Source organism: Nocardiopsis sp. NPDC006198 (assembly GCF_040613895.1).
In the GTDB taxonomy this organism is placed as follows: Bacteria; Actinomycetota; Actinomycetes; order Streptosporangiales; family Streptosporangiaceae; genus Nocardiopsis; species Nocardiopsis tropica.
Genome location: NZ_JBEXSY010000031.1, coordinates 62,704 through 73,683, shown reverse-complemented (window position 1 = coordinate 73,683; position 10,980 = coordinate 62,704). Strand labels below are relative to the sequence as shown.

The 10,980-nt window shown below is 74.2% G+C and carries 10 protein-coding genes and 1 riboswitch; of the genes, 2 read left to right on the top strand and 8 right to left on the bottom strand.

Translation table 11 applies throughout. The annotated features are described in order from the left end of the window. From thiI to thiO, 7 genes are all read right to left on the bottom strand, one after another. The coding region (gene thiI / locus ABZ234_RS20885; RefSeq protein ID WP_355013157.1) for a tRNA uracil 4-sulfurtransferase ThiI at nucleotides 1-1,278 on the bottom strand (1,278 nt) is incomplete at its 3' end. Between the two features lie 340 nt (nucleotides 1,279-1,618). Next, nucleotides 1,619-2,644, bottom strand: coding sequence for a 6-phosphofructokinase (locus ABZ234_RS20880; RefSeq protein WP_267948897.1), 1,026 nt, complete (start codon nucleotides 2,642-2,644; stop codon nucleotides 1,619-1,621). Between the two features lie 164 nt (nucleotides 2,645-2,808). After that, nucleotides 2,809-3,465: a response regulator transcription factor gene (locus tag ABZ234_RS20875; protein WP_267948898.1), complete on the bottom strand. Its 657-nt coding sequence runs from the start codon at nucleotides 3,463-3,465 to the stop codon at nucleotides 2,809-2,811. A gap of 176 nt (nucleotides 3,466-3,641) precedes the next feature. Further along, complete coding sequence (pknB, locus tag ABZ234_RS20870) at nucleotides 3,642-5,609, bottom strand: Stk1 family PASTA domain-containing Ser/Thr kinase (RefSeq protein ID WP_355013156.1); 1,968 nt, start codon at nucleotides 5,607-5,609, stop codon at nucleotides 3,642-3,644. Between the two features lie 491 nt (nucleotides 5,610-6,100). Then, nucleotides 6,101-6,883 (bottom strand): thiazole synthase, encoded by a 783-nt coding sequence (locus ABZ234_RS20865; RefSeq protein WP_344185187.1) that lies wholly within the window; start codon nucleotides 6,881-6,883, stop codon nucleotides 6,101-6,103. 2 nt (nucleotides 6,884-6,885) lie between these two features. Next, nucleotides 6,886-7,101 (bottom strand): sulfur carrier protein ThiS, encoded by a 216-nt coding sequence (thiS, locus tag ABZ234_RS20860; RefSeq protein ID WP_267948901.1) that lies wholly within the window; start codon nucleotides 7,099-7,101, stop codon nucleotides 6,886-6,888. Between the two features lie 8 nt (nucleotides 7,102-7,109). Next, nucleotides 7,110-8,318 (bottom strand): glycine oxidase ThiO, encoded by a 1,209-nt coding sequence (thiO, locus tag ABZ234_RS20855; RefSeq protein WP_355013159.1) that lies wholly within the window; start codon nucleotides 8,316-8,318, stop codon nucleotides 7,110-7,112. 29 nt (nucleotides 8,319-8,347) lie between these two features. Further along, a riboswitch (TPP riboswitch) is annotated at nucleotides 8,348-8,460 on the bottom strand. A gap of 107 nt (nucleotides 8,461-8,567) precedes the next feature. On the opposite strand from thiO, the gene ABZ234_RS20850 reads away from it, so the two are divergent. Next, on the top strand, nucleotides 8,568-8,945 hold the full coding sequence (locus ABZ234_RS20850) for an Rv2175c family DNA-binding protein (protein ID WP_267950307.1): 378 nt from the start codon (nucleotides 8,568-8,570) through the stop codon (nucleotides 8,943-8,945). 115 nt (nucleotides 8,946-9,060) lie between these two features. After that, a complete protein-coding gene (gene thiE / locus ABZ234_RS20845; protein WP_330157729.1) occupies nucleotides 9,061-9,729 on the top strand; it encodes a thiamine phosphate synthase in 669 nt (222 codons plus the stop codon). 138 nt (nucleotides 9,730-9,867) lie between these two features. On the opposite strand, the gene ABZ234_RS20840 is transcribed toward thiE, so the two are convergent. Beyond that, a complete protein-coding gene (locus ABZ234_RS20840; RefSeq protein WP_267948903.1) occupies nucleotides 9,868-10,872 on the bottom strand; it encodes a zinc-binding dehydrogenase in 1,005 nt (334 codons plus the stop codon). Nucleotides 10,873-10,980: the final 108 nt, after the last annotated feature.

The window sequence follows — 10,980 nt, the reverse complement described above, 5'->3', positions numbered from 1 at the left end:
TCTGGCGGGCTTGCTCGCGCCGTCGAGGCGCTTGGGCGCGGCGTCGCCGAGGAAGCTCGGCTTGTGCACCTGGGCCGTGGTGACCAGGTGCTCGACGAGCTCCTCGGCGTCCAGGCGCTTCTCGATCTGGCGCAGGTCGGGGATCTTGGCGGCGGTCTCGACCTGGCGCGGGGTCAGCATGGTGCAGCAGTCCTCGTCGGGCAGCTCCGAGATGGCCAGGGTGCCGATCCTGCGGGCCTGGTCCATGATCTCGGTCTTGTCCATCCCGACGAGGGGGCGCAGGATCGGCAGGTCGACGGCGTCGTCCAGCGCGGTGAGGTTGGTCATGGTCTGGCTGGAGACCTGGCCGAGGGCGTCCCCGGTGACCAGGCACTCGGCGCCGAGGTCGTCGGCGAGGGCCTCCGCGGTCTTGAGCATCAGGCGCCGCTGGGCGACGATCTGGAGCCGTTCGATGCCGGAGCTCTTCAGCTGCTGCTGGGCCTTGCCGAAGGGGATCACGAACAGGCGCGAGCCCACCTGGTAGCGGTCCAGCTGGCGGACCAGGCTGTAGGCCTTGTAGATGGACTCCGGGCCGGTGAACGGCATCCCGGAGAAGTGCAGGAAGTCGACCTTCAGCCCGCGCCGGATCATCCGGTGCGCGGCCACGGGGGAGTCGATCCCGCCGGACATCAGCACCAGTCCGCGACCGCTCATCCCCGCGGGCAGGCCGCCCTGGCCCGGGATGCCGTCGGTGAACACGAACGCCTCGTCCTTGTCCACCTCGACGTACAGGGTGTTGTCGGGCCGCTTCAGGTTCACGGGGTAGCCGTGCGCCTCGATGACCTTGGAGCCCAGGTATCCGGCCAGTTCGGAGGAGGTCATCCCGAAGCGCTTGTCGCGGCGGCGCGCGCGCACCGCGAAGGAGCCCTGGCGGCCGGCCAGGGAGCGCACGCCGATGTCGGTGATGGCGTCCAGGTCCTTGGCCACCCGGCGGACCAGGTGCACCCACACCACGCCCATGACGTTGGCCATGCGGTCGGCGATCTCCGCGACCTCCAGGTCGGAGGCGCCGGGCTTGCGGACGATGATGACGCCCGCGCCGCGCTGCGAGAGGCGGACCTCGCCCAGGTCGCGCACGGACGCGCGGATGTTGTTGTGGAGCCGCCGTTCGAACAGCTTGCGGTTGGAGCCCTTGAGGACGATCTCGCCGAGCTTCATGAGCACGCAGAGCTCGCCCAGCCCGGCCTCGGCTCCTACCTCGGTGACGGGGAGCGGCGCGGACTCGAGCGACGCGGACATGGTGCTACCTCCGGTGAATGCCTACGGCCCGGTACGAGGTGGGAGCGTCGGCGGTGGAACCGGGTGTCCAGCGCCGCCCTCCAGTATCGAACATCCCCCCGACCGCTCGAACCGTTTTCCGACGGGGTGGGAGGGCATGCGGCGGTAAACACAGTGTTGCGGCGGTCCCGGACGCGGACGCGCCCCCTCCCCTGGGAGCTGGGAAGAGGGCGCTCACCGGCCCGGGGCCGGCGCACGTGGCCGGCGGCCGACGGGGCCGGTGGTGTCCGGGAGGCACCGGAGGTCCGTGTTCCGACGGTTCCGGCCCGTGTCGTGGGCGCTCCCGGAGCTCGCGGCGGGCCTAGCCGAAGAAGACCTCGGCCTCCTCGTAGCGCTCGGCCGGGACCGTCTTGAGGGTGTCGGTGGCCTCGGCCAGGTCGACGCGGACGATGGCGGTGCCCTGGAGGCCGACCATCTTGCCGAACGACTTGTCGTGCACGGCCTCGATGGCGTTCACGCCCAGGCGGGTCGCCAGCACGCGGTCGAACGCGGTGGGGGTGCCGCCGCGCTGCACGTGCCCCAGGACCACCGAGCGCGCCTCCTTGCCGGTGCGCTTCTCGATCTCCTCGGCGAGGCGCTGGCCGATGCCGCCCAGGCGCACGTGCCCGAAGGAGTCGGTCTCGCCGGTGGCCAGCTCCATCTGGCCCTCCTTGGGGTGCGCGCCCTCGGCGACGACGATGATCGGCGCGTACTGGGTCTGGAAGCGGCTCTCGACGTGCTTGACGACGTCGTCGATGTCGAAGGGGCGCTCCGGGATGAGGATGACGTTGGCGCCGGCGGCCATGCCCGAGTGCAGGGCGATCCATCCGGCGTGGCGTCCCATGACCTCCACGACGAGGGCGCGGTGGTGCGACTCGGCCGTGGTGTGCAGGCGGTCGATCGCCTCCATGGCGATGTTCACGGCCGTGTCGAAACCGAAGGTGTAGTCGGTCGCGTTGAGGTCGTTGTCGATGGTCTTGGGCACGCCCACGACGTTGACGCCGCGGTCGTGCAGCTGGCGGGCCACGCCCAGGGTGTCCTCGCCGCCGATGGCGACCAGCGCGTCGACGCCGAGCGCGGCCATGTTGTCCTTGACGCGCTCCACACCGCCCTCGATCTTCATGAGGTTGGTGCGGGACGAGCCCAGGATGGTGCCGCCCCGGGGGAGGATGCCGCGCACGGACTCGACGTTCAGCGGAACGGTGTCGCCCTCCAGCGGTCCGCGCCAGCCGTCCCGGAAGCCGATGAACTCGTACCCGTAGTCCTTGATGCCCTTGCGGACCACGGCGCGGATGACCGCGTTCAGACCAGGGCAGTCTCCGCCACCGGTCAGCACCCCGACTCGCATACGAATTCTCCTCGACGTTGTGTGTTCCCACGGCGCGAGACGCCATATGGTCTAGACCATAGTGGGCCCGGCTCCCCGTGGCCAACCCGGGGAGGTGAACAGCCCCGGAACGCCGTCGCCGTACGCGTGGGAGCGCGACCGGAACCGGGCGGGGGCACTGTCCGCTACTCGTCCAGGCCCTGGTCGATCGCGTACCTCACGAGCTCGACCCGGTTGTGCAGGTGCAGCTTGGTGAGGGTGTTCTGCACGTGGTTCTGCACGGTGCGGTGGGAGATGGTCAGGCGCTGGGCGATCTGCTTGTACGCCAGCCCCTTGGCCACCAGGCGCAGCACCTCGGTCTCACGCGGGGTCAGCGCGGGCGCCCGGGGCTCCCGGACGCGGTCGGACGACGACAGCCTGCGGTACTCGCCCAGCACGAGCCCGGCCAGTCCCGGGGTGTACACGGCCTCGCCGGTGTTCACACGGCGCACCGCGTCGAGCAGCTCGTCCCGCCCCGCCGACTTGACCAGGTAGCCGGTGGCCCCGGCCTTCACGGCCGCCAGCACGTCGTCGCCGGCCCCGCTCGCGGACAGGACCAGTACCTGCGGGGGCTCGGGCATCGCGACGAGGCCCGCCGTCAGCTCGACCCCGGTCATGTCCGGAAGGTGCAGGTCCACCACCGCCAGGGTGGGACGCGCGGCCGGGGCGATGCGCAGCGCCTTGGCGCCGTCGCCCGCCGTCCCCACCACCTCGATCCCGGCCTCGCCCAGGTCGCGCGCGACCGCCTCGCGCCACATCGGGTGGTCGTCCACCACCAGTACCCGGATCTCCTCGGTCGCCATGCAGGGACCCTATCCCGACCGGGGCGGCCCCGTGCCGGCGGTTCGCGAACCCGTGCGGGACGTGTCGGCGCGGGGGCCGCACGGGTTCGCCGTCCGGGGTGCGCAACGGCGCAGGGGCGCGCGGGCCGGTCCGGCCCGCACGCCCCTGCCCGCACGCCCGGTCCCGGGCATGCGCGTCAGTCGTCCTCTTCGAAGTCCCCGAAGTCGATGCCGCCCGGGGTCGCGGTGATCGTGATCTCCGTGCCCTCCGGCGCCTCGCCCGTGTGCGACTGGTGGGAGACCACCCTGCCGCCGAGGACGCGCTCGACGTTCACGTCGAAGCCAGCGTCCTCCAGCTCCTCCTCGGCGTCCCGCACCGGCATGCCGACCACGTCGGGGATCGTGACGCCCGGGGGGCCGGTGGAGACGGTCAGGGTGACCTCGCCGTTGGCCCCCACGCTGGCGCCGTTGTCCGGGCTCTGGCGGATCACGAGGCCCTCGTCGACGTCCTCGCTCTCCTCCTCGACCACCCTGACGGTCAGGCCGAGTTCCTCCAGGGCCGTCCGGGCGGCGCCCTGCTCCTGGCCGACCACGGCCGGAACGGAGATGCTGCGGCTGACGGTGACCGTGACCGTGCCCTCCCGGTCGGCCTCGGCGCCCGCCTCCGGGTCGGTGGAGATCACCTCGCCGGGCGGGACGTTCTCGTCGTCCACGTCCACCTGTTCGAGGTTGTCCGGGGAGAACCCGAGGTCCTCCAGCGCCGCGAGGGCGTTCGCGGCGTCCTCGCCCTCCAGGTCGGGCATGGTCACGTTCTGCGGGCCCTGGGAGACGTACACGGTCACCTCGTCCCCGGGCGACAGGCGCTCGCCCTGTCCGGGGTCGGTCCGACCGACGCTGCCCGGCTCGGCGTCGCTGTAGACGGGCTCCTCCGCGAGCGTGTAGACCAGCCCCTCGTCGAGGATGGCCTCGCGCGCGGCCTCGGGGCTCTGCCCCACCACGTCCGGCACGGACTCGAACCGCCCGACGAGGAACCACCAGCCGGTGAGGAGCAGCACCAGTGCCAGGGCGGCGGCGCCGATCCCGATCAGCAGACCGCGGCGCCTCGGGGCGTCGCGGTCGTCCGGGTAGTCGTCGTAGTCGTCCCCGTCGTAGCCGTCGTCGCGCAGTCCCGCGCTGTTCATGTCCACGACCATGGTGGCGTTCTCGGTGCCCGGCCCCGCCCCGCCCGCGATGAGCTGGGGGGCGGTGACGGACGCCGTCGCGGCGGTCGGGGCGACGGGTGCGAGCGGCGCCTCGCCGCCGGGGGCCCGGGCCGGCAGGCGGTGCAGGACCTCCAGCACCTTGGCCAGGTACTGGCCCGCGTTGCTCGGACGGTAGCGGGGGTCGCGCTCGGTGGCCTTGGTGACCAGCGCGTCCACCTCGGGCGGGAGGCCCGGCAGGAAGTGCGAGGGGCGGGGCACGTCCTCGTTGACGTGCTGGTAGGCGATCGCGATGGGCGTCTCGCCGGTGTGCGGCTGGCCGCCGGTCAGCAGCTCGTAGAACATGATGCCCGCGGCGTACACGTCGCTGCGGGCGTCGGCGACGCCCTTCTCGATCTGCTCCGGCGCCAGGTAGGCGGCGGTGCCCATGAGGGTGCCGGTCCGGGTGAGGCCCTGGTTGGACTGCTCCACGGCGCGCGCCAGGCCGAAGTCGGCCACCTTGACCCGGCCGTCCTCGGTGAGGAGGACGTTCTCGGGCTTGACGTCGCGGTGGACCATGCCCGCCTGGTGGGCGGCGCCGAGGGCGGCCAGGACCGACGCCATGACGTTCAGGGCCTCGTGCGGGGACAGGCGTCCGCGGGCCTTGAGCAGGTCGCGCAGGGTGCGGCCGGGCACGTACTCCATCGCCAGGAACACGTGTCCCTGGTCCTCACCCTGGTCGAAGACCTGGACGACGTTGGGGTGGGAGAGCTTGGCGACGGAGTGCGCCTCGTTGATGAAGCGCTGGACGAAGGTGGGGTCCTGTGCCAGCGACGGGTGCATCACCTTCAACGCCAGGCGGCGGTCCAGCCTCAGGTCGTGGGCGACGTAGACGGTCGCCATCCCGCCTCCGGCGATCCTGGACTCGACGAAGTAGCGTCGGTCGAGGGTCGCGCCTACGAGCGGGTCGGAAGTCGTCATGTCCACGGCGGAGTAGTGTCCTTGCTGCGGGGAGCGCGGGCTGTCGCGGTTGGTGGCGCGTACCCGACACCGGGTGTCGAACCGACACGATAGCGGAAGCCCACGCCAGGTCTGCCCCGCGGTTCGCGGTCGCGTCGCGCCTCTCCACCCTCGGTGGCGGGCGTTCGCGCCTGGTTCATCGGCGAGCGTGCGGTGCCCTCCGTCGGGCCGCACACCCATCCCACGTTAGGGGACGGTTCCAAACGTTCCGGGAACGGCGCTCCGGACCTCGCGGGACCGGTGCGCGCCGGGCCCCCGGTCCGGGGACCGGGAGGCCCGGCCCCCGCGGCGTCGCGGCCCCGGGGCCGTCCCGGCGGGCCGGCCAGGGTGGGACCGGTCACGCCCGGACGGAACACGCGCCCCGTGCGCCCCGGCCCCGGGCGCGTCACGCCCCGGAGGGACGGGACACGCGGTCGGCGGCCCCCCGGGCGTGCGCGGCGGCAGGCCGCGCCGGGGCGCTACTCCACCGCGGGGGACGACGCGAGGGCGTGCCGGCGCACCGGGATGCGACCGGCCAGGCGGGCGCCCCGGCCGGCCCGGACGGCGTCGCGCATCGCGGCGGCCATGCGCACCGGGTCCTGTGCCCGGGTCACGGCCGTGGCCAGCAGGACCGCGTCGCAGCCCAGCTCCATCGCGAGGGCGGCGTCGCTGGCGGTGCCGATCCCGGCGTCCACGATCACGGGGACCCCCGCGCCCTCCACGATCAGTTCGAGGTTGTGCGGGTTGCGGATCCCCAGCCCGGAGCCGATCGGCGCGGCAAGCGGCATCACCGCCGCGCACCCCAGCTGCTCCAGGCGCCGGGCCAGCACCGGGTCGTCGTTGGTGTAGGGCAGGACGGTGAACCCCTCGTCCACCAGCTGCTCGGCGGCGTCCAGGAGCTCCACCGGGTCGGGCAGCAGGGTGTGCTCGTCCGCCACGACCTCCAGTTTCACCCAGTCCGTGCCCAGGGCCTCGCGTCCCAGCCGGGCGGTGCGCACCGCGTCCGCCGCGGTGAAGCACCCGGCGGTGTTGGGCAGCGCGCGGATCCTGTTGCGGGACAGCACGTCCCACACCGACCCCTGGGCGCCGGGGGAGACCCTGCGCATGGCCACGGTGGTCAGCTCGGTCCCGGAGGTCACCAGGGCCTCCTCCAGCACCTCCAGGGAGGGCGCCCCGCCGGTGCCGGTGATCAGCCGCGAGCCGAAGGAGGTCCCGGCGATCACCAGGGGGTCCTCGACGCGTCCGGTTCCGTGTGCGCTCATGCTCAGCCTCCCTGGACCGCGGTGAGGACGTCCACGCGGTCGCCCGCGCCCAGCGCGCCGTCCGCCCACGCGGCCCGGCGCACCACCTCGTCGTTGACGGCCACGGCGATCCCGCCGGGGATCGTGCCGCCGCCCGGCGCGGTCAGGTCGCGGACGACCGCCTCCACGGTCGTGCCGTCGGCGAACTCGCGGAGGTCGCCGTTGATGATGAGTTGCACTGCCTCTCCTACTCCCACGTCGTCGTGTGCGCGTCGCCGGACACCCGGTCCGCGGCGAACCTGCGCGCGTACTCCGGCAGGGCGCCCGTGGTGAGGGCGCGCGCCATGGCCTCCCCGGTGGCCGGGGTCAGCAGGACCCCGTGCCTGAAGTGCCCCGCGGCCAGGTGCAGGCCGGGGACCCGGGTCGGCCCCAGCAGGGGCTCGTTGTCCGGTGAGCCCGGGCGCAGGCCCACGCAGGTCTCGGTGACCTCCAGCTCGGTCACCCCCGGGACGAGCTCGCGCGCGTCCCTCAGGACCTGCCAGAGGCCCCCGGCGGTGAGCGAGGTGTCGTAGCCCAGCTCCTCCTGGGTGGCGCCGATGACCACCTCTCCGTCGGCGCGCGGCACCAGGTAGGTGGTGAAGCCCCTCACCAGGCCCCGGACCGTGCGGCCGACGAGGGGCGGCTCGCCGGCCGGCACCCGGGCGCGCAGGAGCTGGCCCTTGACCGGGCGCAGCGGCGGCACCACCGGTTCGGGCACCTTGACGCGGTCGCTCCAGCAGCCTGCGGCCAGGACGACCTGGTGGGCGGGCAGGACCCGGCCGTCGTCCAGGCGCACGCCCAGCCGGGCGCCCCCGGGGCCGGGGGCCGTGACCTCCTCCGCCCGACCGGCGGTCCCGGTGACTCCCGCGCGTCCGCCCGCCGCGGCCAGGGCGCGCAGCAGCAGCCGGGGGTCGACGGAGTGGTCGTCGGGGGCGAGCACGCCGCCGCGCACGGACGGGGCGAGCACCGGCTCCAGCCGGCGGCACTCGCGGCTCGTCAGGCGCTCGGTGGCGATGCCCAGGCGCTCCTGGAGCCGGTGCAGGTCGGTGAGGACGGCCATGTCGTCGCGGTCGAAGGCCACCAGGAGGGTCCCGGTGGTGCGGTAGCCCACGCGGATCCCGCCGGCGGCCTCCAGCTCGGCGACGAACCCGGGGTACATGCCCGCGGAGCGGACCCCGAACTCCATGAGGGGCTCCTCGCCGAACACGGCCTCGGTGGCCGGGGTGAGCATGCCCGCCGCGACGGTGGAGGCGGCACGGGCGCCGGCGGGGCCGGTCACGGGGTCGGGTTCGACCAGGGTGACGCGGAGGCCCTCCTGGGCGGCCCGCCAGGCGGTGACCCTCCCCACGAGGCCGCCGCCGACCACGACGACGGTCCGTTCCGGCGCGTCCCCTGTGCCGCCACCGGTAGGACGAATCGTTTCGCGGCGGGGATCGTTCTTCGTGCGCACGGCGCTGTTCCCACTCCCTTCGCCGGCATGACCCGGATCAGGTTCGTGCGGTCGGAGGCTCACAGCCTCCCTCTCAGCCGGGTCCCACCCGGCTCCCGCGGGATGTGCAGAGGTCTGTCCCCATCCTAGAACCTCCTCCCGGAATGCGTGGCAGTGGTGGGGATCTCCACGGCGCCCGGCCCCCGCGGCGCCGGAAGGTGTCCGGGCCCCGTGCGGATGTGGCAGATTGGGAGGGTGACACGAAGCGACATCGACATAGACACGCTGGTCGGCGAGTGGCTGACCCTGAAGGAGGCGGCCGCGCCGCTCGGCGTGAGCCCCAACCGGATCAAGACCCTGATCCGCGAGAACCGCATGATGGGTGTGGTCCGCGGAGGGCAGCTGTCCGTCCCCGCCGCCTTCATCGACGGCGACGACCTCGTCAAGGGGCTGCCCGGGACCCTGGTGCTGCTGACCGACGCGGGCTTCTCCACGGAGGAGGCCCTGCGCTGGCTCTTCACCCCCGACGACACCCTGCCGGGCACGCCCATCCAGGCGATGCGCGAGAACCGGGGCACCGAGGTGCGCCGCCGCGCCCAGAGCATGGCCTTCTAGCGCGTGGTCCGCGGACGCGGGCCCGGGACGACCCGCGGAACACGGCCCGGGACGCGGCGCGCCGTCGGGCGGCCTCCCCTCGGGGGCCGGCCGGCGAGGGCCTAGGGTGGGCGGGGTGAGGACCAGCCACGGAACCAGCCTGCGCAAGCGCCTGGACGCATCCCTTCTGTACCTGTGCACCGACGCCCGGACCGGGCGCGGTGATCTCGCCGAGTTCACCGACGCGGCCCTGGCCGGAGGGGTGGACATCATCCAGCTCCGGGACAAGGGGCTGGAGGCCCGCGAGGAGATCGCGGCCCTGGAGGTCATGCGGGAGGCCTGTGAGCGGCACGGGGCCCTGCTCGCGGTGAACGACCGCGCGGACATCGCCCGCGCGGTGCGCGCCGACGTCCTGCACCTGGGCCAGCGCGACCTGCCGGTGCCCATGGCCCGCGACATCATCGGGGCGGACCCCGTGATCGGCCGCTCCAACAACGACATCGCGGCCGCCTCCTCCTCCGCCGAGGAGGCCGGGAGCGACTACTTCTGCGTCGGGCCCACCTGGGCCACCCCCACCAAGCCGGGCCGTCCCGCGGCGGGCCTGTCCCTGGTCGAACGCGCCGCCGCGCTGGGCACGGACCGCCCGTGGTTCGCCATCGGCGGGATCGACGCGACCAACATCGACGCGGTGGTGGAGGCGGGCGCCCGCCGGGTCGTGGTCGTGCGCGCGATCACCGAGGCCGAGGACCCCCGGGCCGCCGCGGCCGGGCTGCGCGAGCGCCTGACCGCCCGCACCGGGGGCTGAGCGGCGCCTACCGGCCCCGCCGGACCCCGGGAGGGCGAGGACGCCGCCCCGCCCCCGGGGGAGGGAGCGGCCCCGCGGTCGGCCCCGCCCCCGGCGGCGCGACCGCCTGCGCCCGACCGGTGGTCCGCCCCACCGCCCTCACGGCACGAGGAGCACCTTGCCCAGGACCCGGCGCTCCTCCAGCGCCCGGTGGGCCTCCTCCGCCCGCTCCAGGGGCAGCGTCAGCCCCACATGCGGTCTCACGCGCCCGGAGCGGGCCATCTCCAGGATCCGGCGCACGGCGCCGCTCCGACCCTCCTTCCCGTCCTCCAGGTCGAAGAGGCCGAACACCTCGATCCCGCGGCGCTCCGCCTCCCCGGCGTCCACCTCGGAGAAGCGGCCCCCCGCGGAGCCGTAGGAGAGGAAGCGTCCGCCGTCGGCCACGGCGCCGAACGCCGCCTCGCCGAGGTCGCCGCCGCTCCCGTCCAGGACCACGTCGGCGCCCGCGCCGCCGGTGGCCTCGCGGACCCGCTCCACCCATCCGGGCTCGGAGTAGTCCACGACCGCCTCCGCCCCCATCTCACGGGCGAGGGCCAGTTTCTCCGGGCCCCGGGCGGCGCCCACGACGCGCGCCCCGGCCGCGGCGGCGAGCTGGACCGCCAGGCTGCCGGCCCCGCCCGTCGCCGCCAGCACGAGCACCCACGTGCCCGGGCCGAACCCGCCGCTGCGCTCCAGCGAGAGGGCGGTGGGCCCGTCGTGCAGGAGTGCCAGCGCCTGCTCCGGGGCCAGGCCCTCCGGGACGTCGACCAGTCCCGACGCCGGGACGGCGACCCGCTGGGCGTACCCGCCGAAGGGGGGCACGGGCTCGCCCCCCTCCGGGGCGGCACGGCCGGTGTCGGTGACGACCAGCGCGCCGACCCTCTCCGGGGCCACCCCCTCGCCGACCCGGACCACGGTCCCGGCCACCCCCGCGCCCGGCACGTACGGGGGCTCCACCGGGAAGTGGTCCAGTCCCCATCCGCTGCGGACCAGCGTGTCCAGGTACATCACGTTGGACGCCGCCACCTCCACCACGACCTGCCCGGGCCCCGGCTCCGGTTCGGGCACCTCCCGGGCCACCAGGACCTCGGGGCCGCCGAACCCGTCCACCCGTACCGCTCGCATACCGGATCTCCTCGCTGTCGCGCCGTGCTCTCCGCCGGCGGTGCCCAGCCTGGTGCCTCAACTAATATTGAGGTCAAGTCCCGGTGCGAGAGAAGTCCCCGGGACGAC

Coding starts and splice junctions, on each gene's coding strand:
- ABZ234_RS20880 (WP_267948897.1), bottom strand. CDS start 2,644: ATGCGAGTCGGGGTGCTGACCGGTGGCGGAGACTGCCCTGGTCTGAAC.
- ABZ234_RS20875 (WP_267948898.1), bottom strand. CDS start 3,465: ATGGCGACCGAGGAGATCCGGGTACTGGTGGTGGACGACCACCCGATG.
- ABZ234_RS20865 (WP_344185187.1), bottom strand. CDS start 6,883: ATGAGCGCACACGGAACCGGACGCGTCGAGGACCCCCTGGTGATCGCC.
- ABZ234_RS20850 (WP_267950307.1), top strand. CDS start 8,568: ATGTGGCAGATTGGGAGGGTGACACGAAGCGACATCGACATAGACACG.
- ABZ234_RS20840 (WP_267948903.1), bottom strand. CDS start 10,872: ATGCGAGCGGTACGGGTGGACGGGTTCGGCGGCCCCGAGGTCCTGGTG.